This window comes from Litorihabitans aurantiacus (assembly GCF_030161595.1).
Lineage (GTDB): Bacteria > Actinomycetota > Actinomycetes > Actinomycetales > Beutenbergiaceae > Litorihabitans > Litorihabitans aurantiacus.
Genome location: NZ_BSUM01000001.1, coordinates 821,698 through 842,379, shown reverse-complemented (window position 1 = coordinate 842,379; position 20,682 = coordinate 821,698). Strand labels below are relative to the sequence as shown.

The following is a 20,682-nucleotide window of genomic DNA, read 5'->3' as shown; positions in this document are numbered from 1 at the left end:
TCCCCCGAGGCCGTCGACCCTCACTCGCCCAGCAGCCCGCGCAGGCTCGTCACGACGTCGACGCCCGCCTCCCGCGCCACCGCCGGGTCCTCGAGGTGCACGCCACCGCGCCGCACGCCCGGCCGGTCCAGCCACACCCCGCGCAGGCCGGCGCGGCGCGCCCCCACGCCGTCGACGTCGAGCTCGTCCCCGACGTACACGGTCTCGCCCGGCTCGGTCCCGAGCAGCCGGCACGCCTCGCGGAACAGCCGCGGGTCCGGCTTGCCGACCCCGAACGTGTCGAGCGTCACCAGGATCGCCACCCGCTCCCCCAGACCCGTCCGGGCGAACTTGTCCCGCGACAGCGCCAGCGGTGCGTTCGTCAGCGCGCCGAACGGCACCCCGGCGGCGTCCAGCGCGTCCAGGAGGGGGACGACGTCGTCGTGCACGCGCCACCCCGCCGCGAACCCCTCACGGAAGATCGCGTTCCAGTCCTCGAACAGCGCGGCGTCCACGGGCGGTCCGCCGAAGCGCTCGTGGACCTCCGCGGCGCGCAGCCGCCGCTGCTCCACCGCCGAGAGCTCGCCGGCCGTGTGCCGCCGGTAGAAGCCCTGCGCATCCGCCCGCCAGATCTCGAGCGCCTGGGCGACCTCCGCCGTCGTGAGGTGCGGGAGGTAGACCTCGGCGACGGCGTCGATCGCCGTGCCGAACGCGGCGCGCGTGTCGATCAGCGTGTCGTCGATGTCGAGCAGGACGGCGCGTACGCCGTCGAGCACGGGACCGAGGCGCGCGGCCGACGACGCCGCGGCGCTCACAGGCTGGCGCGCAGCGCCCGCAGGCGACCGAGCGAGGACTCGCGCCCCAGGATCTCCATCGACTCGAACAGCGGCGGCGAGATGCGCCGGCCGCTGACGGCCACCCGCAGCGGTCCGAAGGCCAGGCGCGGCTTCACGCCGAGACCGTCCACGATCGCCTCGCGCAGCGCGGCCTGGATCGGCTCGGCCGAGAAGTCCTCGAGCGGCTCGAGCGCGCCGATCGCGGCGTCGAGGACGTCGGCCGCCCCCTCCTTCAGAGTGGCGCGCGCGTCCTCCTCGATCACGACGGCGTCGCCCGCTGTGAACAGGAACGCCAGCATCTCCGGCGCCTCGCCCAGCAGGACCATGCGCTCCTGCACCAGGGCGCGGCAGCGTCGAGGATCTCGCGCTCGCGGTCACTCAGGAGGTCGTAGCTCGGGGCCGACAGCGTCTGCGCGAGGTACGGCACGAGCCGCGCGCGGAAGTCCTCCGGCGCGAGCATCCGCAGGTGGGTGGCGTTGATCGCCTCGGCCTTGGCGAGGTCGAACTGCGCCGGGTTGGGGTTCACGTCGGCGATGTCGAAGGCCTGGACCAGCTCGTCCATCGTGAAGATGTCGCGGTCCGCCGCGATCGCCCACCCGAGCAGCGCGAGGTAGTTCAGCAGCCCTTCGGGGATGAACCCGCGGTCGCGGTGCGTGAACAGGTTCGACTCGGGGTCGCGCTTGGACAGCTTCTTGTTGCCGGTGCCTCGCACGAGCGGCATGTGCGCGAACTGCGGCACCTCGGGGGCGACGCCGATCTCGACCAGCGCGCGGTACAGCGCGATCTGTCGGGGCGTGGAGGACAGCAGGTCCTCGCCGCGCAGCACGTGGGTGATGCCCATGAGGGCGTCGTCGACCGGGTTGACGAGTGTGTACAGCGGCTTGCCGTCCGCGCGTACGACGACGAAGTCCGGCACCGACCCGGCCGCGAACGTCACCTCGCCGCGGATGAGGTCGGTGAACGTGATGTCCTCCTCGGGCATCCGCAGGCGCCACACGGGCTCGCGCCCGGCCGCGAGGAAGGCCGCGACCTCGGCCTCGCTCAGGTCGCGCTCGGCGTTGTCGTAGCCCATCTGGGCCGGGCGACCGGCCGCCGCGTTGCGCGCCTCGATCTCCTCCGGCGTCGAGAACGAGGGGTAGATGTGCCCACCCGCGCGCAGCTGCTCGACGACGCCGGTGTAGATCTCCCCGCGCTGCGACTGGCGGTAGGGCCCGTCGGGGCCACCGACCTCGATGCCCTCGTCCCAGTCGATCCCGAGCCAGCGCAACGACTCGATGATCGCGGCGTAGGACTCCTCGGAGTCGCGCGCGGCGTCGGTGTCCTCGATGCGGAAGACGAACGTGCCGCCGGTGTGCCGGGCCTGCGCCCAGTTGAACAGCGCGGTCCGGATCATCCCGACGTGCGGGGTGCCCGTGGGTGACGGGCAGAAGCGGACCTTGACGGGGCGGGAGGTAGGCGTGCTCACGGTGGACCAGCCTAGGTGAGGGCCGCCGTCGGGCCGGAAGCCTCGGTCCGGCGGCGGATCAGCGGCGCAGGACCGGGTTCGACAGGCGGCCGATGCCGTCGATCTCCACCTCGACGCGCTGGCCGGCCACCATCGGGCCGACGCCGGCCGGCGTGCCCGTGAGGATCACGTCGCCCGGGAGAAGCGTGAAGATCGTCGAGACGTACGCGACGAGCTCGTGCACGCCGCGCACCATCTGCGCCGTCGAACCGTCCTGCACGACCTCACCGTCGAGGTAGGTGCGCACGCCGAGGTCGCCCGGGTCCAGGTCGGTGGCGATGTACGGGCCGAGCGGGCACGAGGAGTCGAACGCCTTCTTCAGCGCCCACGGACCGGTGGCGCCCTGGTCGCGCGCGGTGACGTCGTTCGCGGCGGTGTACCCGAAGATCACGTCGCCCGCACGCGTCACCGGCACGTCCTTGCAGATGCGCGAGATGACGACGGCGAGCTCGCCCTCGTAGTGGACGTCGCTCGAGAACGAGGGCAGCACGATCGGGTCGTCCGGCCCGATGACGGCCGTGTTCGGCTTGAGGAAGACCATCGGCGCCTCGGGGACCTCGTTGCCGAGCTCCGCCGCGTGCTCGGCGTAGTTGCGGCCGATGCCCACCACCTTGGAGCGCGGGATGACCGGCGCGAGCACGCGCACCGCGTCGCCGGGCAGCACCTGGCCGGTCCGCTCCACCCCCGCGTAGAGCGGGTCACCCGCGATCAGCGCGTAGGTGAGGTCCTCGCCCTCCCCCTCGACGACGGCGTAACGGGGGTCGTCGCCGACGGCGACACGAGCGATCAGCATGTCCCCAGCCTAGGCGGCGCGACCGGTCGGGCAGCGACGTCAGGCGGCGTCGTCGCCCTGGCCGTTCACGAGCTCGGGGTCGGGAACCATCGACAGCGCCCCGGCGACCGCGCCCCACGCCAGCGCCGGCAGCGTGTGCGCCAGCCGCGCACCCGCGGCGCGGCGCGCCTCGCCGCGGCGGAAGATCCAGCGCTCGGTCGCCACCGTCCCGACGATCGACGCCGCGAACGTGGCCCCGGCGACGGCGGCCATCACCGCACCCCGCTCGGGTGGGATCCGGCGGATCAGGTCCGCGGTCGTGTGCTCCGGGTGCCCGGGCTGCTCGGGCTGCTCGGGCTGACCAGGGTGCCCGGCGTCACCGACGCCGTCGTGCTCGGGGGCCGCGAGCGCTGCCGCGGCGCGCGACTCGCGCCAGTCCCGGACGGCGATGCCGGTGATGGCGATCATGAGCGCGGTCTTGAGCACGCCCCGCGCCGCGCGCGAGCGGATGACGTCGGGGCTGGCGAAGTAGGCGGTCGTGAGGACCGCGGTACCCAGAGCGGGGCGGACGCGGTCGGCGAGGGCGGCGGTCGGCGTGCTGGTCACGGGGATCTCCGTCGGTCGGGGTCGGGGACGCACCGGTTCGGGTGCGCCGCGGCACCCGCCCACGGTAGGCCGTGCCGGTGGGCGGCGCCCCGGCGCTGGAGCGCCGAGCGTCTCAGCGGCGGGCGACGACCTCGCCGTGCACCATCGCGAACCAGCCGTCGTCGCTCTCGCCCCAGGCTCGCCAGGCCTGCGCCAGGTCCTCGAGCGCTCCGGCGTCCGCGAGCCCGAGCCGGGTCGCCTCCTCCGCGAACCGCGAGTGCCGGACGCGGTCGGCCCACACCCCCGCCCACCAGGGCCGGGTCGTCTCGTCCGCGTAGCACCACGTCGACGCCGTCACCGTCGTGTCGGTGAACCCGGCGGCCCGGACCCAGGAGAGCAGCCGCGGTCCGGCGTCGGGCTCGCCGCCGTGGCTCCGCGCCACCCGCTGGTACACCTCCAGCCAGCGCTCCAGGCCCGGGACGAGCGGGAACCAGCGCATGCCGCCGTAGTCGACGTCGCGCACGGCCAGCACGCCGCCCGGGCGCAGGACTCGCCGCATCTCCACGAGCGCCGAGACCGGGTCGGGCAGGTGCTGCAGCACCTGGTGCGCGTGCACGACGTCGAAGCTCGCGTCGCCGTAGGGCAGCTCGTGGACGTCGGCCTGCTCGAACGAGACCGTCTCGACGTCCCGCGCGACGGCGAGCTCCGACGCCTTCATCAGCACCTCGACCGACGTGTCGATCCCGACCACGCGCCCGGGGGCGACGATCTGGGCGAGGTCGACGGTGATGGTGCCCGGACCGCAGCCGACGTCGAGCAGGTCGAGCCCGGGCCCGAGGTCGTCCAGCAGGTAGGCCGCCGAGTTCCGCGCGGTGCGCCAGGTGTGGGACCGCAGCACGCTCTCGGCGTGGCCGTGGATGTAGCGGGACATGGCAACCTCCTCGTCGCGTGACTCCACCGTAGCGCTCGCCCCGGACCGCGCCCGGCGGCGGGGCGACGTCTCCTAGGCTTGGCCGCGATGAGCGCACCGCAGTTCCCCCCGGGGACTCCCCTGCCCGCGACGGCGTCCGTGCCCGGCGTCGCCCCCGCGCCGACCCCCGGCTCGGCCCCGGGCCCGGCCGGCAGCCCGGCGACGTCGGCGCTTCCCGGTCGCGTCGAACCCCGCCGCCGGCTCGGCGGCGTCGACGTCGCGCGCTCGATCGCCGTCCTCGGCATGCTCGTGGCACACCTCGGCACCGGCCACGACGCCCGCGGCGGCGGCTGGGGCGAGCAGTGGATGTGGATCTTCGACGGCCGCTCCTCCGCCCTGTTCGCGACGCTCGCCGGTGTCAGCCTCGCCCTGCTGTCGCGCTCGACGGCGCGCGAGGACCGCCCGGGCTGGCGCGTGCTGCGGGCCCGGATCGCCGTCCGCAGCCTGCTGCTCCTGGGGCTCGGTCTCGTGCTGCAGCTGCTGGGGACGCCCGTCGTCGTCATCCTCACGATCTACGCCGTGCTGTTCCTGCTCGCCCTGCCGCTCCTGCGCCTGGGGAACGGGTGGCTCCTCGGCCTGGCCGCCCTGGCAATCACGCTGGGCCCCGTGGTCGTGCACGGTCTGCGGCAGTCCTTCACCGGGGGCGTCCAGCCGACCGTGATCTACCTGTGGGAGGGCCCGGTCGTCGGTGAGCTGGTGCTCGGCTACTACCCCGCGATCGTGTGGATGGCCTACGTCCTGGTCGGGATCGTCGTCGGCCGCGGCGCGCTCGCCTCGCGCCGCTACGCCGCCGGGCTCGTCGGCGTCGGCGTGGTCCTCGCCGCGAGCGCCTACGGTCTCGGCGCCGCGCTCGCCAGTGGTGAGCGGTCCGGGCCGTTCGATCCCCTGTTCTGGCCCGACGTGCTGGTCTCGATCGAACCGCACTCCGACTCCGGCCTCGAGGTGACGGGCAACATCGGGGTGGCGCTCGCCGTCATCGGCGTGTGCCTCCTCGCGACGTCGATCCGCGCCGGCGACCTCGCCCTCGCCCCGCTCGCGGCCCTCGGCTCGATGTCGCTGACGATCTACTCGATCCAGCTCGTCGTCATCGCGATCCTGGGCGAGAACGCCGTCTACTACCCGGAGTCCAACGTGCCGCTGGTCGCGCTCGCGGCGGCGTCGATCGCGTTCGCCTGGGCCTGGCGCCTCACCCTCGGCCAGGGTCCGCTGGAGCGGCTGCTCAAGCTCACCTCGGTCGCCGCGACGCGGGGGATGACGAGGTGACGACGTGACGACCGAGGTGGTCGCGCCGCGTGTTCCGGAGCGCGGCGTCGTCCTCGACCCCGCGAGCTGGCAGCGGCTGGAGGACGACCACGTCACGCGCGCCGAGCGCCTCACCGCCCCCTTCCGCGACCGCCGCGCGCGCGGGGCGACGCACGCCGTCGAGGACTTCCTCTTCACCTACTACCCCCTCAAGCCGGGGGCGCTCGCGCGCTGGAGCCCCGGCGTCGGGGTGGGGCTCGCGGGGGCGGGCGAGCACCGGCTCGCGCACGCGCGCTGGTTCGCGGAGCACGACGGCGTCGTGGCGCTCGACGCCGTCGCGTTCCGCCGGGACCGGGGCGGCGCCGTGCGCTTCCACCACCGGCTGCTGGGCGCCGTGACCGACCGCCCGGCGCGGTTCGACTGCTTCGGGCTGCACGAGTGGGCGATGGTCTACGGCGAGGCCGCTGGTGAGCACCGGCACGCGCTGCCGCTCCGCCTCGGCGAGGCGGGCACCGACCGCGTGGTGCGCGAGCACCGGCTGCAGTGCAGCCACATCGACGCGTTTCGGTTCTTCACCGACGACGCCCGGCCGCTCAACTCGCTCGCGCCGACGCGCGAGACGCAGGTCGACCTCGACCAGGGCGGCTGCCTGCACGTCGGCATGGACCTGATGAAGACGGTCGTCCACCTGGGCCCGGCGGTCTCGGGTGACCTCGCGCTCGCGACCTTCGAGCTCGCCGCCGAGATCCGCGAGCTCGACATGCGGGCCTCGCCCTACGACGTCTCCTCGTACGGGCTGACACCCGTGCGCATCGAGGAGCCGGCCGGGAAGGCGGCCTACGTCGCGGCGCAGCGGGACCTCAGCGCCCGGGCGGCACCGATCCGGGCGCGACTGCTGACCGTCTGCGAGGCCGTGCTGGCGGCGTAAACGCTGCCGCACCCCGCCGCCCGGTCGCGACCACCCCCGGGGCGCAGGTGGACGCGGCGCCCTCCCGACCGTCATGCTCAGCCCATGTCCTCCGGCCCCCGCGACGTCGTGGCTGCGCTCTACGAGCTCCCGCCGGAGGAGTTCGTCGCGGCCCGGGCGCGTGAGGTCGCGGCCCTGCGAGCGAGCGGGGACGAGGTCGGTGCGGCACGGCTGCGCAAGGTCGCCAAGCCGACGGTCGCGGCGTGCTGGGTCAACACCCTGCACCGCCACTGGCCCGACGAGCTCGAGCAGCTGCTCGCGCTCGGCGCCGATCTCCGGGCCGCCACCCTCGCCCGCGACCGCGCCGAGCTGATGCGGCTGGACCGCGCCCGTCGCCTGCGCGCGGACGGCCTGGTCTCGCTCCTGTGGCACCACGGGGAGGAGCAGGCCGCGAGCGGGCTGCGACCGCCGTCGAACGAGACCCTCACCCGCGTGCTCGAGACGCTCACCGCGGCGGTCATGGACCCCGAGGTCGCCGACGTCGTGCGCGCCGGGACCTGCGCCCGGACCGTGGTGCACGAGGGGTTCACGCTCGTGACCGCGCTGATGGCGGTCGACGAGCGTCCGGCGGGGCCGACCGTGACCCTCCTGCCGGCGCCCGACGGCGATCCGGACGGCGACAGCGACGACGACACCGCCGAGGACACCTCCCCGCGGGCGCCGTCGTGATCCAGCGCGCCACCGCCGACCTCGTGGACGCCGAGAACGACCTCGCGGCGGCCCGCGAGACCGTGGAGTCCCTCGAGACGATGCTCGAGGCGCTGGAGGGTGAGCTCGCCGCGATGATCCGGGACCGCGACTCCACGCGCAGCAACGTCGCGACCTGGCGCACCACCCTGCGCAGCGCGGAGCGACGCGCCCGGACCGCCCGTTCCCGGCTGGAGGCGCTCACGGGCGACGACCCCGCGCCCCGATGACTGAGCCGCCACCCCGCGACGCGACCACCGAGGGTCCGACGTCCTACACGACGCTGCGGCGCGACGTCGTCGTCGAGCGCGAGATCTCCCGGTCGCGCTTCCTGACCTTCCTCTCCCCCGTCCCCGACGAGCCGGCGGCGCGCGAGCGCATCGCGGACGTGCGAGCGCTGCACCCGCGGGCGCGGCACCACGTCACCGCGATGATCCTGGGTCCGCGGCGCGACCTCGAGCGCAGCAACGACGACGGCGAGCCCTCGGGTACGGGCGGCGCGCCGATGCTGGACGCGCTGCGGGCGGCCGGGGTGAGCGACGTCGTCGCGATCGTGGTGCGGTACTTCGGCGGGGTCCTGCTCGGGACCGGTGGGCTCGCGCGCGCGTACCGCGGCGGGGTCGTCGACGCGCTGGCGCAGGCGAGCCTCCGGCGTCGCACGCTGCTGCGCAGGCACGCCGTCCGGGCCTCCTACGCGCAGGCCGCGGCGATCGAGGCGGAGGCGCGGCGGCGCGGCTGGGTCCTGGAGGCGACCTACGGGGAGGAGGTCGAGCTGCTGATCGACGCCGATCCGGACCGCACCGGCGAGGTGCACCGCGTCGTCGAGCGCGCGAGCGCGGGCGCGGCGGGCGTGCGTGACGTCGGCGAACGCTGGGTGTGACGACGACGTCGGGGCCGGAGGGTCAGTACCGGCCGTCCATCCGGTCGACGGTGTGCTTGGCCTCCTTCAGACCCCACCCGGTCTCCTCGCGCACGCGCTTGATCGCCTCGATCTTGCGGTTCCGCCGCAGCAGGTCGATCACGAGCTCGCTCGGCTCGTAGCCCACCGGGGAGCCCCACGCGGGTGCGCCCCGACGTCCGACGGCCGCCACGGGGGCGTCGGAGACGCCCGGGAAGGCGCCACCCCGTTCGAGTGCCGCGAGGCGGACGGACAGCTCGCGCACCTGGCGCTCGAGCTCGACCACCCGTCGCTCCAGGGCGGGGTCACCGGCGGAGAAGAGTCCCATCGAGCCATCATCCGACGCGGACCACGCCCGAGGGGGACCTAGCATCGACGGCGTGGATCAGGCCGCCCCCGTGACGCCGCCCCTCGTCGCGTGGTGGGACCGCCGCCAGGTCCCCCTGTACCTCGCGGCCATCGGCGCGGGTGCGCTCGTGGGCCTGGCGTGGCCCGGCGTCGCACCCCTGCTCGAGCACGCCGTCGAACCCGTGCTGGGCCTCCTGCTGCTGGCGACGTTCCTCGGGGTCCCGATGGCCGAGGTCGGGCGCGGGCTGCGGGACGCGCGGTTCCTGGGGGTCGTGGTCGCCGCGAACTTCGTCGCCGTGCCCCTGCTGGCGTGGGGGCTGTCGCGGTTCGTGGCCGACGACCGGGCGCTGCTGCTCGGCGTCCTGCTCGTGCTGCTGACCCCGTGCGTCGACTACGTGATCGTCTTCACCGGCCTCGCGGGCGGTGCGCGAGCCAGGCTGCTGGCCGCGGCGCCGCTGCTGATGCTGCTGCAGCTCGCGCTCCTCCCGCTGTTCCTGCGGGTGTTCGCAGGTGGCGACGTCGTCGCCCTGATCGAGGTCGGGCCGTTCGTCCGGGCGTTCATCGTGCTGATCGCCCTGCCGCTCGGGGCCGCCGCCCTGATCCAGGCCCTGGCTCGACGGCGCGGCGCGGCCGGGCGCGTCGGTCGGCGGATCGAGAACGGCGCGGCCACCGGGATGGTCCCGCTGATGATGGCGACGCTCGCGGTGGTCGTCGGGTCGCAGATCGCCGCCGTGGGCGACGAGCTCGCGGCGCTCGTGCGGGTCGTCCCGCTCTACGTCGCCTTCGTGGTCGTCGCGGTCGCCCTGGGGATCGCGGTGGGCCGGCTCGCGCGGCTCGACGTCCCCGCCACGCGCGCCGTCGCGTTCTCGACGGCGACGCGCAACTCCCTGGTCGTCCTCCCGCTCGCCCTGGCGCTGCCGGCGCCGCTCGCGCTGGCGCCGCTCGCCGTCGTCACCCAGACGCTGGTCGAGCTCGTGGCGATGGTCGTGCTCGTGCGGCTCCTGCCGCGCCTCGTGCCGCACCGCGCGTGAAGAGCCGGCCGGGGCGCCACGGGCCCTGGCGTCAGTCGAGCGCGCGCACGCCGTCGAGCGCCTCCTGCAGCACCTCGGGGAGGGCGACGCGACCTGGCCCGCGCAGCGACCACGCCCGCACGGCCGCGAGCAGCGCCCCCGCGAGCGCCGCGCCGAGCGCCTCGGCGGCGAGCGCCGTCGCGCCCCGGCCCCGCAGGTGGGTCGCGACGGCGTCGCGCACGTCCGCGAGGCGGCGCACCGCGGCGAGGCGCAGGTCCTCCCCCAGACCCATCACCGACTCCTGGGCGAACGCGAGCGCGACGTTGTCGGGTCCGAGGTCCGCCGCGAAGACGCGCAGCTCCCGCTCGACGTCGGCGCGCGGCGAGTCGGTCTGCGAGCAGTCGCGCAGGCGTGCGGCGAGCGCGAGCACCTGCTCGTCGAACGCGGTCCACAGCAGGTCGCTCTTGGTGTCGAAGTAGTTGAAGAAGGTCGAGCGGCTCACGCCCGCCCGCATCGTCACCTCGGCCACCGACGTCGCGGCGTACCCCTGCTCGAGGAACAGCTCGCAGGCGGCCTCCTCCAGGAGCGCCCGCGAGGCGACGCGGGGGCGACCGACGCCGCGTGTGGTGGTCATCACGCGATCCTAGATCGGTCGACGCCGAACGAACCACCTATTCTTGGACGGCGACCACGAACGGTCGCGTCCCGACGACTCGGAACCGAGGATCCTCGTGCGCCGCCACGCCCCCGTCATCGCCCTCAGCACCCTCGCCCTCGTCCTGTCCGCCTGCAGCGGCGGAGGGAACGACGAGACCGTCGCCCCCGTCGGAACGGGCGTCGACGGCGGCACGCTCGTCTACGCCACGGGTGACGCCGAACCCACCTGCCTCGACCCGCACGTGGGCGGCAACTACCCCCAGGCGCTGATCTCCACGCAGTACCTCGAGCCACTCGTCGGGCGGGACGCCGACGGCACGATCACGCCGTGGCTCGCGAGCGACTGGTCCGTCAGCGAGGACGGCCTGACCTGGGACTTCACCCTCCCCGCGGACCGCACGTTCACCGACGGCACCCCCGTGGACGCGGCCGCGGTGAAGGCGAACGTCGAGCACCTCCAGGATCCCGACACCGCCTCCTCCACGGGCTTCCTCGCCGTCGCCAAGGTCCGCGAGGTCGAGGTGGTCGACACGACCACGGCGCGCTTCCACCTCACCGCACCGGACTCGGCGCTGCTGGAGTCGATGTCGCAGCAGTGGACGGCGATCCAGTCGCCCGCGGGCATCGCGCGCGGCCAGGAGGCCAACTGCGCGGCCCCGATCGGGACGGGCCCCTTCGTCGTGGAGAACTGGGTGCCGCAACAGCAGGTCGACCTCGTGCGCAACGACGACCACGTGGCCCCCGACGGCGAGCCCGCCCCCGCGATCCTGGACGGCATCACCTGGCGCTTCCTGCCGGACGCCGCCACGCGCTACGCCGCGCTGCAGTCGGGTCAGGTGAACGTCATCGACAACCCGCAGCCCGACGCGATCGTGGCCGCCGAGGGCACCGACATCACCCACGTCGACGCGCCGCGGCCTGGCAGCGTCAACCGCATCGAGCTCAACACCGCCCAGGCGCCGTTCGACGACGCCGCCGTGCGCGAGGCGTTCATCCGCTCCGCGAACCCGGAGCCCGGGATCGAGACGCTCTTCGCGGGGGTGACCGCGCCGTCCTACTCCCCGCTCGCCTCGGTGGAGCCGACCGCCTACTCCGACGAGAGCCTCTTCGGCTACGACCTCCAGGCGGCCGAGGCGCTCCTGGACGGTGCCGGCTGGAGCGAGCGCGACGCCGAGGGCTACCGCGTGCGCGACGGCGAGCGCCTCACCGTCCGCTTCCCCGTGAGCACGAACCAGTCGGTGGCGGCCGAGCAGTCGCTGTTCGAGCAGATCCAGGCGAGCACGGACGAGGCGGGCTTCGAGGTCGTGCTCGAGCCGATGGACCTGTCCGCCTGGTACGGCGCTCTCGCCGCCAACGAGTACGAAGCCGTCAGCGCGCCCTACACGAAGGTCGGCCCGGACGTGCTGCGGATCCTGTACCACTCCGACTCGACGCAGCCCGCGCCGTCGGGCTACTTCGCCAACCACGTCCAGGTGAAGGACCCGGAGCTGGACGCGCTGCTGGACGCCGCCTCCGCCAGCCAGGACGAGGCCGAGCGGACCGACCTGTACGCGCAGGCCCAGGCCATCGTGCTGGAGGGCTACTACATCCTCCCGCTCTACGACCAGCAGAACCACTTCCTCACCCGCGGGGTCACGGGGGTCGAGACGCTGGGGACGGTCTCGACGCCGACGTTCGCGGGCGCCGCACTGACGAGTTCCTGAGCACGCGGAAGACGGAGCAGGTCGGGTGAGAATGGCGTCGTGAGCCTCGCGCGCCCGGTCCTGGGCACCCTCCTGACGGCGCTCGGGCGTGCCGCGCTCGTCGTGTGGGTCACGGCCACGATCGTCTTCCTCGCGCTGCGGGCCGGCGGGCGCGACCCGCTCGAGGCGATCCTCGGGGGCCGGGGTCGCAGGCCGGGCCCGACGCCGTCGCCGCCGCCCGTCTCGAGTACGGGCTCGACCAGCCTTTCGTGCTGCAGTACCTCGACCAGCTCTGGCGCGTGGCGACCCTCGATCTCGGGACCTCGTTCTCGCGCCGCCTGCCCGTGGCCGACCTGCTGCGCGAGGCGTTCCCGAGCACGCTCGTGCTCGCGGCGGCGGCGCTCGTGCTGGCGTGGCTCATCGCGCTCGCGGTGGCGGTGGTCGCGGTGAGCGCACGGGGACCGGTCGGACGCGCCGTCGCGGCGGTGCTGCGCGGCCTCGAGCTCGTGGCCACGGTGACACCGCACTTCTGGCTGGGGGCCGTGCTCATCGCGCTCGTCGCGGCGGGGCTGGGGTGGCTGCCGCCGACCAGCACGCCCGGCGACCTCGCCGGACTCGTGCTGCCGTCACTGACGCTCGCCGTCCCGCTCGCCGGCTTCCTCGGGCAGCTGATGCGCGACGGCCTCGAGGAGGCGCAGACCGCCCCGATGGCGACGACGGCGCGTGCCCGCGGCGCCGGCCCCGTGCGCCTGTTCGCGCGGCACACGCTGCGCCACGCGAGCCTGCCCGTGCTCGCCCTCTCCGGCTGGGCGTTCGGGTCCCTGCTCTCGGGTGCGGTGGTCGTGGAGCTGCTCTTCGGCCGACCGGGGCTCGGGCGACTGCTCGTGGACGCGACGCTCGTGGGAGACGTCCCGCTGGTGATCGGCGCGGTCGTGCTCGTGGCGCTGCTGTACGTGGTGATCGTGACGCTCACCGACCTCGCCGAGCGCGCGCTCGATCCGCGGACGCGGGCCGAGGGTGGCGGGCGGCGGCGGGGTCGTCGCGGTGGGACCGGCGGGCCGACGACGGCGTCGGCGACGTCGTCGGCCGCCCGCGAGCAGCCGGTGGCCCTCTCGTGAGGGCGACGGCCGCCCGGCTGGGCGTCCCGGGCGGGGTCGCGCTCGCCGTCGTGCTCCTCATGGTGACCGCCGTGGTCGCACCCGACGTGATCGCCCCCGGCGACCCCACCGCGATCGACCCCGCCGGCGCCATGCGCGCACCGGGCTGGGGCGTGTGGTTCGGCACGGACGAGTCCGGGCGCGACGTGTGGACGCGCGTGGTGCACGGTGCGTCGGCCTCGCTCGGCGTCGGGCTCGCGGCGACGGCGATCGGCACCGGGCTCGCGCTCGTGCTGGGGTTCGCGGCAGGCCTGGGTCCCCGGTGGCTCGACGCCGGCGTCGCACGCGTCGTCGAGGTGCTCTACGCGCTGCCGACGATGGTGCTGGCGCTGCTGCTGGTGGCGGTGCAGGGTCCCGGGGTCGGGGCGTCGGTGCTCGCCGTCGGGCTCGCGACGGCGCCCGGGTACGCCCGGATCCTGCGCGCGCGGGCGCGCACCGTGGCGGGTTCGGGGTACGTCGCGGCCGCGCGGCTCGAGGGCCGCGGCGGCGCCTGGATCCTGGGTCGGCACGTGCTGCCGAACGCGCTGTGGCCGCTCGTGGCCGTGGTGACGCTCGGCGTCGGGCAGGCCGTGGTGTGGGTGGCGGCGCTGAGCTTCATCGGGCTGGGGGCGCTCCCGCCGTCGCCGGAGTGGGGCGCGATGCTGAACGCCGGCCGGATCTACCTCACCTCGGCGTGGTGGCTGACGGTGTGCCCGGGGCTCGCGATCACGGCCACGGCGGCGGCGCTGACCGTGCTGGGGCGTCGGCTGGGGCGGGTGGCGGGATGAGCGACACGGGTGGCGGCACGAGCGACGCGGGTGGCGGGAGCGACGCAACGCCGTCCTCGCGCGTGCTGACGGTCGAGGACCTGACGGTGGCGTTCGGGCGCGGCCGGCGTGGTCGGGATGCGACACCCGTGCTGCACGGGGTGTCGCTGCACGTGGACGCGGGCGAGTGCGTCGCCGTCGTGGGTGAGTCCGGGGCGGGCAAGTCCGTGCTGTCGCGGGCGCTGCTGGGGCTGGCCGGCGAGGGCGGTTCGCGCGCCCACGTGGCGGCGGCCCGCCTCGAGCTGGCCGGGCAGGACGTGCGCGGGGCCGGGCAGCGACGGTGGCGGCGCCTGCGCGGGCGACGGGTGGGCCTCGTGATGCAGGACGCGCTCGGCTCGCTGGACCCGCTGCGCACGATCGGGGCGGAGGTCGCCGAGACGCTCGACGCGCACGGCGGGCGGACCCTGCCGCGCGCTCGGCGGCGCGAGGCGGTCCTGACCGCGCTCGCCGACGCCGGGCTCGACGACCCGGCGCTGCGCGCGTCCCAGCGCTCCGGTGACCTCTCGGGCGGGATGCGCCAGCGCGCGCTCATCGCCTCGGCGATCGTGGGGTCGCCGGACCTCCTCGTGCTCGACGAGCCGACCACGGCGCTGGACGCGACCGTCGCCTCCGGGGTGCTGGCGCTGCTCGCCCGGCTGCGGGACTCCGGCAGCGCGATGGTGCTCGTGAGCCACGACCTGCGCGCGGTCGCGCGCGTGGCCGACCGGGTGGTGGTGCTGCGGGACGGACTCGTCGTCGAGGAGGGGCCGACGGCGCGGGTGCTCTCCTCGCCGTCGCACCCGTACACGCGGCGGCTGGTGGACGCCGTGCCGCGGGGGCCGAAGTCGCGTTCCGCGGCGCGAGCGACGGCGGAGGCCCCGCCGTCGGGCCCTCCGGCGCTCGAGGCGACCGGGGTGTCACGCACCTACGGCCTTCCCGGCGGTGGCGTCGTCCGCGCGGTGGACGACGTGTCGGTGACGCTGCTCCCGGGACGCGCGCTCGGCGTCGTCGGCGAGTCGGGGTCGGGCAAGTCGACGCTCGCGCGCCTGCTGCTCGCGGCCGAGCGGCCCGACGCCGGCGAGGTGACGCTCGGCGGCGAGCCGTGGAGCGCGCTGACCGAACGGGCACGGCGACCGCTGCGGCGCCGGGTGCGGCTGGTGCCGCAGGACCCGCTGGCGAGCGTCGACCCGCGGCTCGACGTCGCGGCCGTGCTGCGCGACGCCGCTCGCAGCGCCGGGCGGCGTCCCGGTGACGGCGCAGCCCTCCTCGCGCAGGTGCTGCTCGGTCCGGAGATCCTCGCGCGACGCCCCCGGACGCTGTCGGGCGGTCAGCGCCAGCGCGTCGCGATCGCCCGGGCGCTGGCCGCCGACCCCGACGTGCTGGTGTGCGACGAGCCCGTCTCCGCGCTCGACGTCACCGTGCAGGCCGAGATCCTGGCGCTGCTGCTCCGGCTGCAGGCGGAGCGTGGGCTCTCGCTGGTGCTGATCTCGCACGACCTCGCCGTGGTGCGGCAGGTGTGCGACGACGTCGTGGTGATGAAGGACGGCGCGGTCGTCGAGCGGGGTGAGGTGGAGGCGGTGTGGGCGGCGCCCGCGCACCCGTTCACCCGCGCGCTGCTCGAGGCGGGGACGTAGGGGTCCCGTTCGGCGCTCGGCTCAGTCCTTTGCGTCGTGTCCGCCCTCCGGTGCGGGCGCCTCGGGTGCCGGGGTGCTCGAGGTGTCCGTCGCGGTCGCGGCAGGCGATGCCGTCGCCGTCGCCACCGGTGTCGTCGCGCGACCGTGACGGATGCGGCGCACGAGCAGCACCGCGCCCCCGAGCGCAGCGGCCACCACGAGCCACGGCAGGAGCACGCCGAGCACCACGAGCGCACCGGTGACGAAGGTGGTCAGGCTCCCCCAGCCGTCGGACAGGCCGCTGCTGAACCCGCGCGGCTCCACGGCCGGCTCCTCCTCGTCCTCCTCCGCCACCGTCAGCTCGAGCGTGATGGTCGACATCGCCGCCTGGTCGCCGAGCCGGTTGCGCTGCGAATGGAGCTCCTCGAGCTCGGACTGGCGCGCGGTCAGCGCGGACTCGGCCTCGATGAGCTCGGCGTTGGTCGTGGCGTTCGCCAGGAGGTTCTCGAGCCGCTCCACGGAGAGCTCCTTGGCGCGGATGCGCGCGTCGAGGTCCTGCACGGTGCCCGTCACGTCCTCGGCCTCGATCTCGCTGCGGACCGTGTCGCCGACCGTGTCGAGCTCGGTGAGCGTGGCCGTGAGGACCTCGGACGGGATGCGGGTGACGAGCGTCGCCGAGGCCGGCTCGTCCTCGGTCTCGGCGACAATCGAGCGGCTGTCGATCCAGCCCGCGGCGCCCTCCACGATCGTGACGACCTCGCCGGCGGCGGCGACCGGGTCGTCCACCACGACGTCCACCCAGCCGGTGGAGATGACCTGGCGGTCGGCGGCCGCGGCGCCGGTGGTGACGGAGGCGGGGGCGGTCGTCGCTGCCTCGTCACCGGCGGCTGGTCCGCTCGTCGACCCGGACTCGCTCCGGGCCGACTCGGAGCTGCCGCCGGCCCGGTCCGCGCTGTCGCCCGACATCGGCATCGCCGGCACGCCCGACGTGTCACTGGCGCCCCCGCCGGTGCAGCCCGCGAGGAGCACGAGTCCGACGGCGAGGGCGGCGGTGGTCGACGCCGTCGCAATCGGGTTGGCGGCCCGGGTGGTGCGACCGGGACGCGGTGTCCTGGCGGGCGGTGCTGCGGAGGTGCCTCGTGCGCTCATCGTCCGGCCTTCCCTCGTCGGTGGGCGTTCGCCCCGTGACCCCAGGGTGTCCGCGGAACGGCGTGATCTTGCAGGACCGCCTAGATCGTGACGCGTTTGTGATCCGCGGCTCGCCGTCAGCCGCCCGGACGCACTCGACGAGAGCGCTCCGTCCGGACCGTCGGGCGGTTCGCGGGCCCTTCGGGCGGTCTACCAGCCCCCTCGGGCGGTTCGCCGCAGCCGTCGGGCGGTCTGGCGAACCGTCGTCCACAGCCCGCCCACCTCGCCATCCCTCTGACCTGCACCGATGCTCGCAGCGGCTGTCGATCGCCGGACGTCGAACCGCCCGAAGCCGTGGCTGGACCGCCCGACGGCGCGGTCGAACCGCCCGATGGCGCGGCCGGACCGCCCGGCGGGATCGTCCGATCGTCCGACCGCTCGTCCGCGCACCGGCCCCGTCATCCCCGAGCCCGCGCCCAGGCGCCCGACCTACACTCGCCCTCATGGCATCGCTCTTCTGGGGTCGCACGCGCAGGAAGCAGGACGAGCAGGAGCAGGGCGAGCGCGACCGCGAGCTCACGCAGCGCGCGGGCCGCGCTCTCGTCGAGGCGGACGAGCGCCTGCGCCTGACGGCGGACGAGCTGGACTTCGCCGTCGCCGAGCTCGGGGAGGCCGCGACCGCGGACCTGCGCGCCGCCGTCGCGAGCGTCCGCACCCACCTCGGCGAGGCGTTCCGGCTGCACCAGCTCAACACCGACGACATCCCGGACACCCCGCAGGAGCTGCGCGAGCGCAACGCACGCATCGCGCAGCTGGCCGACTGGGCCCAGGACCTGCTGGACGAGAAGACGCGTGAGCTCGAGCGCGCCGTCGCGAAGGTCCGCGAGGCCCCCGCGGTCGTCGAGAACGTCCGTGCCGAGGCCGCGCGCGTGCGCGCCCAGCTGCCCGCGGCGCACGAGACGCTGGAGCGGCTGCAGCAGCGCTACTCCCCCGCCGCTCTGCGGCAGGTCGCCGACAACGCGGGCGAGGTCGAGCAGCTCATCTCCTTCGCCGAGCACAGCCTCGACGTCGCCGCGCGCCGCCGTGACGCCGGCAACGCGGCGGCATCGACGGTCGCGCTCGAGGCGGCCACGGAGGGGTGCGGCGCTCGGCGACACTGCTCGAGGCCGTGGAGACGTACGAGATCGAGGCGCTGCGCGCGGAGTCGACGCTCGCCGCCGTCGTGGCGGACTCGCGCGGGGACCTGGTCGCCCTGCGCGAGGTGCCTGCCACGCCGGAGACCGGCGCGGCCGCTGCCGAGCTCGAGGCCGCGCTCGCCGCGCTCCCGGCGGCGGGGACGCCGTCGGACCCGTTCGGCGACCTCTCGCGCCTGCGCGAGGCGAACACAGCCCTGGACGACGCCGTCGCGAGGGCGCGCGACCGGGCGGCCCGGCCCGCGCCGTCGCGCGAGGCGCTGACGCACGCGATCGACGACGCCGAGCGGCAGCTCGCGGTCGCGCGCGACGTGATCGCTGGTCACCGGGGCTACATCGGGGCCGACGCGCGCACACGCCTCGCGGAGGCCGAGCGCGCGCTGACCGACGTGCACCGCCACGGCACCGACGACGACGCGCGCGAGCAGGCGTTCGGGCTCGCCCGGCGGGCGGCGCAGCTCGCGTCGCAGGCCCTCGACCTCGCGCGGCGCGACATCGACGGCGAGCACGGGGACGAGTGGGGCTGGGACGACGGCCGGGGGCGGCGTCGCGGCGGCGACGGCGGGTTCGGCGGCCTCGGGGCGCTCGGCGGGCTCGGCGGCGGACGGCGCACCAACGACCTCGGCGGGCTGGCCGGTGGGATCCTCGGGGGCATGGTGCTGGGCGGCCTGATGGACGACATCTTCGACTGAATCGCGCCCGGATCCCCGCGAGTTCGGGCTTCCGCGCCGAGTTCGGGGCCGAGAGGCCCGACCTCGGCACTCGGCCCCGAACTCGAGGCGCGGCCACCGATGAGTTCCCGCGGCACGCCGGGTCTACCCTGCGATCCACCACAGAGACGCAGCGCCGACCAGGGAGCCACCCATGACCATCAACGTCAACCCCTACCTGCAGTTCCGCGACACCGCCCGCGCGGCGATGGAGTTCTACGCCGACGTGTTCGGCGGTGAGGCGACCGTCTCGACGTTCGGTGACTTCGGGCTGGCGCAGGACCCGGCCGACGCCGACAAGGTCATGCACAGCCAGCTCGTGATCGACGGGCGCGCGTGGCTGATGGCGTCGGACACGCCGGCGTCGATGTCCCTGCCCGAGGCCTCGTCGGTGGCGGTGTCGCTGTTCGGCGGGAGTGAGGACGCCGAGGTCCTGCGCGCGCAGTGGGCGAAGCTGATCGACGGCGGGCACATCGTCGAGGACCTGGTCGCCGCCCCGTGGGGCGACCACTTCGGGATGGTCACCGACCGCTTCGGCACGTTCTGGATGGTCAACATCGGCGCCGACCCCCAGTAGTTCGCGGCCCGCAGCAGTTCGCGAGAGCTTTGTCGACCCTCCGCGAGAGGATTGCTGACCCTCGCCGAGAGGATCGCCGTCGTGAGCGTCGGCAATCCTCTCCGCGAGAGGATTGCTGACCCTCGCCGAGAGGATCGCCGTCGTGAGCGTCGGCAATCCTCTCCGCGAGGGTCCGCAATCCTCTCGCGGTGGGTGGGGGCGCGGGGTGGGAGGATCGCGGGTGTGCGGTGCGACTACCTCGAGCGGGACCTGTGCCGCTCGTGCACCCTCCTGCACCTCCCGCCCGTCGACCAGCTGGCGACCAAGGTCGCCGGCGTCCGGGACGCCCTCGCCGACCTGAACCTGCCCGACGACGTCTGGCGCGCCCCGGTCATGAGCCCCGAGCAGGGCTTCCGGAACAAGGCGAAGATGGTCGTCGGCGGCACGGCGGCCGCCCCCGTCCTCGGCATCCAGGCGGTCGACGGCCCCCGCGGCGCCGTCAGCGACCTCACCCGCTGCCCGCTCCACGCCCCCGCGATCGAGCGCGCCCTGCCCGCCCTCGCCGCATTCGTCACGACGGCGTCGCTCACCCCCTACGACCTCGTCCACCGCCGCGGCGAGCTCAAGCACCTGCTCGTGACCGCCAACGAGGCGGGCGACCTCATGGTGCGCTTCGTGCTGCGCTCGCGCGAGGCCGAGGTCCGCATCCGCAAGCACCTGCCGGCGTTGCGTCGGGTGCTGCCGCGCCTCGCCGTCGTCAGCCTGAACATCCACCCCGAGCACGCCGCCGTGCTCGAGGGCCCGCACGAGATCGTGCTGCACGGCGAGACGCTGACGATGACCGTCAACGACCTCCCGCTGCACCTGCGGCCGCGCTCGTTCTTCCAGACGAACACCGCGGTCGCCGCCGCGCTCTACCGCAACGCCACCGACTGGCTGACGAGCCTCGAGCCGCGCACGCTCTGGGACCTGTACTGCGGCGTCGGCGGCTTCGCCCTCCACGCCGCCGCGGCCATGCCGACGCTGGAGGTCCTCGGCGTGGAGGTCTCGCGCGACGCCGTCGCGAGCGCCGGACGCACCGCCGCCGACCTCGGCCTGGCGAGGGCGCGCTTCCGCGCCGACGACGCGACCGACGTCGCGCTCGGCGACCCGGCGGCGGCGCCCGACGTCGTCGTCGTCAACCCGCCCCGGCGCGGGATCGGCCCGGGGCTGGCCGCCTGGCTCGAGACCTCGCGCGCCCGTCACGTCCTGTACTCCTCGTGCAACGCCACGACCCTGGCCCGCGACCTGGCCGCGATGCCGTCGCTGCGCGTGAAGCACGCGCAGGTGCTCGACATGTTCCCGCACACCACCCACTCCGAGGTGCTGGTCGGGCTGACCAGGCGCCCCGGGTAGGTTGCAGG

21 protein-coding genes and 1 pseudogene are annotated in these 20,682 nt (G+C 75.0%); 14 read left to right on the top strand and 8 right to left on the bottom strand.

Translation table 11 applies throughout. The features are described from left to right. Nucleotides 1–20: 20 nt before the first annotated feature. The 5 genes and pseudogenes from QQK22_RS03895 to QQK22_RS03875 form a co-directional block, all read right to left on the bottom strand. On the bottom strand, nt 21–794 hold the full coding sequence (locus QQK22_RS03895) for an HAD family hydrolase (protein ID WP_284249552.1): 774 nt from the start codon (nt 792–794) through the stop codon (nt 21–23). Next, nucleotides 791–2,208, bottom strand: a pseudogene (gene gltX / locus QQK22_RS03890) (glutamate--tRNA ligase). The gene QQK22_RS03895 and the pseudogene gltX overlap by 4 nt, the downstream one beginning before the upstream one ends. Before the next feature lie 130 nt (nt 2,209–2,338). Then, on the bottom strand, nt 2,339–3,112 hold the full coding sequence (locus QQK22_RS03885; protein ID WP_284249551.1) for a fumarylacetoacetate hydrolase family protein: 774 nt from the start codon (nt 3,110–3,112) through the stop codon (nt 2,339–2,341). Nucleotides 3,113–3,151: 39 nt separating this feature from the next. Further along, nucleotides 3,152–3,697, bottom strand: coding sequence for a hypothetical protein (locus QQK22_RS03880; RefSeq protein ID WP_284249550.1), 546 nt, complete (start codon nt 3,695–3,697; stop codon nt 3,152–3,154). Nucleotides 3,698–3,809: 112 nt separating this feature from the next. Next, entirely contained in the window at nt 3,810–4,607 is a 798-nt protein-coding gene (locus QQK22_RS03875) for a class I SAM-dependent methyltransferase (protein ID WP_284249549.1), read from the bottom strand. A gap of 87 nt (nt 4,608–4,694) precedes the next feature. Between QQK22_RS03875 and QQK22_RS03870 the strand changes: the two genes are divergently transcribed. From QQK22_RS03870 to QQK22_RS03850, 5 genes are all read left to right on the top strand, one after another. Beyond that, nucleotides 4,695–5,909 carry a heparan-alpha-glucosaminide N-acetyltransferase domain-containing protein gene (locus QQK22_RS03870; RefSeq protein ID WP_284249548.1) on the top strand — a complete coding sequence of 405 codons (1,215 nt, stop codon included), beginning with the start codon at nt 4,695–4,697 and terminating at the stop codon, nt 5,907–5,909. A 4-nt stretch (nt 5,910–5,913) separates the two neighbouring features. Further along, the gene (locus tag QQK22_RS03865) at nt 5,914–6,816 is read left to right on the top strand and encodes a 3-methyladenine DNA glycosylase (protein ID WP_284249547.1); all 903 of its coding nucleotides are present in this window, start codon (nt 5,914–5,916) and stop codon (nt 6,814–6,816) included. A gap of 84 nt (nt 6,817–6,900) precedes the next feature. Then, nucleotides 6,901–7,524, top strand: coding sequence for a hypothetical protein (locus QQK22_RS03860; protein WP_284249546.1), 624 nt, complete (start codon nt 6,901–6,903; stop codon nt 7,522–7,524). Next, nucleotides 7,521–7,772 (top strand): hypothetical protein, encoded by a 252-nt coding sequence (locus QQK22_RS03855; RefSeq protein ID WP_284249545.1) that lies wholly within the window; start codon nt 7,521–7,523, stop codon nt 7,770–7,772. The genes QQK22_RS03860 and QQK22_RS03855 overlap by 4 nt, the downstream gene beginning before the upstream one ends. Then, a complete protein-coding gene (locus QQK22_RS03850; RefSeq protein ID WP_284249544.1) occupies nt 7,769–8,422 on the top strand; it encodes an IMPACT family protein in 654 nt (217 codons plus the stop codon). Before QQK22_RS03855 ends, QQK22_RS03850 begins: the two co-directional genes overlap by 4 nt. A gap of 22 nt (nt 8,423–8,444) precedes the next feature. Here the strand turns inward: QQK22_RS03850 and QQK22_RS03845 are convergent, their stop codons facing one another. Then, complete coding sequence (locus QQK22_RS03845; protein WP_284249543.1) at nt 8,445–8,768, bottom strand: ribosomal protein L7/L12; 324 nt, start codon at nt 8,766–8,768, stop codon at nt 8,445–8,447. A gap of 52 nt (nt 8,769–8,820) precedes the next feature. Between QQK22_RS03845 and QQK22_RS03840 the strand changes: the two genes are divergently transcribed. Further along, a complete protein-coding gene (locus tag QQK22_RS03840; RefSeq protein WP_284249542.1) occupies nt 8,821–9,819 on the top strand; it encodes an arsenic resistance protein in 999 nt (332 codons plus the stop codon). Nucleotides 9,820–9,850: 31 nt separating this feature from the next. Here QQK22_RS03840 and QQK22_RS03835 read toward each other — a convergent pair whose 3' ends face one another. Continuing rightward, nucleotides 9,851–10,432 carry a TetR/AcrR family transcriptional regulator gene (locus QQK22_RS03835; protein ID WP_284249541.1) on the bottom strand — a complete coding sequence of 194 codons (582 nt, stop codon included), beginning with the start codon at nt 10,430–10,432 and terminating at the stop codon, nt 9,851–9,853. 97 nt (nt 10,433–10,529) lie between these two features. On the opposite strand from QQK22_RS03835, the gene QQK22_RS03830 reads away from it, so the two are divergent. From QQK22_RS03830 to QQK22_RS03815, 4 genes are all read left to right on the top strand, one after another. Beyond that, nucleotides 10,530–12,158: an ABC transporter substrate-binding protein gene (locus tag QQK22_RS03830; RefSeq protein ID WP_284249539.1), complete on the top strand. Its 1,629-nt coding sequence runs from the start codon at nt 10,530–10,532 to the stop codon at nt 12,156–12,158. Between the two features lie 248 nt (nt 12,159–12,406). Then, the gene (locus QQK22_RS03825) at nt 12,407–13,255 is read left to right on the top strand and encodes an ABC transporter permease (protein WP_284249538.1); all 849 of its coding nucleotides are present in this window, start codon (nt 12,407–12,409) and stop codon (nt 13,253–13,255) included. After that, entirely contained in the window at nt 13,252–14,061 is an 810-nt protein-coding gene (locus tag QQK22_RS03820; protein WP_284249537.1) for an ABC transporter permease, read from the top strand. Before QQK22_RS03825 ends, QQK22_RS03820 begins: the two co-directional genes overlap by 4 nt. Beyond that, on the top strand, nt 14,058–15,713 hold the full coding sequence (locus tag QQK22_RS03815) for an ATP-binding cassette domain-containing protein (RefSeq protein ID WP_284249536.1): 1,656 nt from the start codon (nt 14,058–14,060) through the stop codon (nt 15,711–15,713). Before QQK22_RS03820 ends, QQK22_RS03815 begins: the two co-directional genes overlap by 4 nt. 21 nt (nt 15,714–15,734) lie before the next feature. Here QQK22_RS03815 and QQK22_RS03810 read toward each other — a convergent pair whose 3' ends face one another. Then, nucleotides 15,735–16,841: a DUF4349 domain-containing protein gene (locus QQK22_RS03810; protein WP_284249535.1), complete on the bottom strand. Its 1,107-nt coding sequence runs from the start codon at nt 16,839–16,841 to the stop codon at nt 15,735–15,737. A gap of 482 nt (nt 16,842–17,323) precedes the next feature. Between QQK22_RS03810 and QQK22_RS03805 the strand changes: the two genes are divergently transcribed. From QQK22_RS03805 to QQK22_RS03795, 4 genes are all read left to right on the top strand, one after another. Next, the gene (locus tag QQK22_RS03805; RefSeq protein WP_348525485.1) at nt 17,324–18,277 is read left to right on the top strand and encodes a hypothetical protein; all 954 of its coding nucleotides are present in this window, start codon (nt 17,324–17,326) and stop codon (nt 18,275–18,277) included. A gap of 47 nt (nt 18,278–18,324) precedes the next feature. Further along, nucleotides 18,325–18,705 carry a hypothetical protein gene (locus QQK22_RS18520; protein WP_348525484.1) on the top strand — a complete coding sequence of 127 codons (381 nt, stop codon included), beginning with the start codon at nt 18,325–18,327 and terminating at the stop codon, nt 18,703–18,705. 172 nt (nt 18,706–18,877) lie between these two features. Next, complete coding sequence (locus QQK22_RS03800; protein ID WP_284249534.1) at nt 18,878–19,300, top strand: VOC family protein; 423 nt, start codon at nt 18,878–18,880, stop codon at nt 19,298–19,300. Nucleotides 19,301–19,522: 222 nt separating this feature from the next. Continuing rightward, nucleotides 19,523–20,674, top strand: a complete 1,152-nt coding sequence (locus QQK22_RS03795) for a methyltransferase domain-containing protein (protein ID WP_284249533.1) — start codon at nt 19,523–19,525, stop codon at nt 20,672–20,674. Nucleotides 20,675–20,682: the final 8 nt, after the last annotated feature.

What these genes read in the sequence shown, in the direction of transcription:
- QQK22_RS03860 (WP_284249546.1), top strand. Translation starts at nt 6,901, where the DNA reads ATGTCCTCCGGCCCCCGCGACGTCGTGGCTGCGCTCTACGAGCTCCCG.
- QQK22_RS03875 (WP_284249549.1), bottom strand. Translation starts at nt 4,607, where the DNA reads ATGTCCCGCTACATCCACGGCCACGCCGAGAGCGTGCTGCGGTCCCAC.
- QQK22_RS03845 (WP_284249543.1), bottom strand. Translation starts at nt 8,768, where the DNA reads ATGGGACTCTTCTCCGCCGGTGACCCCGCCCTGGAGCGACGGGTGGTC.
- QQK22_RS03850 (WP_284249544.1), top strand. Translation starts at nt 7,769, where the DNA reads ATGACTGAGCCGCCACCCCGCGACGCGACCACCGAGGGTCCGACGTCC.
- QQK22_RS03815 (WP_284249536.1), top strand. Translation starts at nt 14,058, where the DNA reads ATGAGCGACACGGGTGGCGGCACGAGCGACGCGGGTGGCGGGAGCGAC.
- QQK22_RS03805 (WP_348525485.1), top strand. Translation starts at nt 17,324, where the DNA reads ATGGCATCGCTCTTCTGGGGTCGCACGCGCAGGAAGCAGGACGAGCAG.
- QQK22_RS03810 (WP_284249535.1), bottom strand. Translation starts at nt 16,841, where the DNA reads ATGAGCGCACGAGGCACCTCCGCAGCACCGCCCGCCAGGACACCGCGT.
- QQK22_RS03800 (WP_284249534.1), top strand. Translation starts at nt 18,878, where the DNA reads ATGACCATCAACGTCAACCCCTACCTGCAGTTCCGCGACACCGCCCGC.
- QQK22_RS03870 (WP_284249548.1), top strand. Translation starts at nt 4,695, where the DNA reads ATGAGCGCACCGCAGTTCCCCCCGGGGACTCCCCTGCCCGCGACGGCG.
- QQK22_RS03885 (WP_284249551.1), bottom strand. Translation starts at nt 3,112, where the DNA reads ATGCTGATCGCTCGTGTCGCCGTCGGCGACGACCCCCGTTACGCCGTC.
- QQK22_RS03835 (WP_284249541.1), bottom strand. Translation starts at nt 10,432, where the DNA reads ATGACCACCACACGCGGCGTCGGTCGCCCCCGCGTCGCCTCGCGGGCG.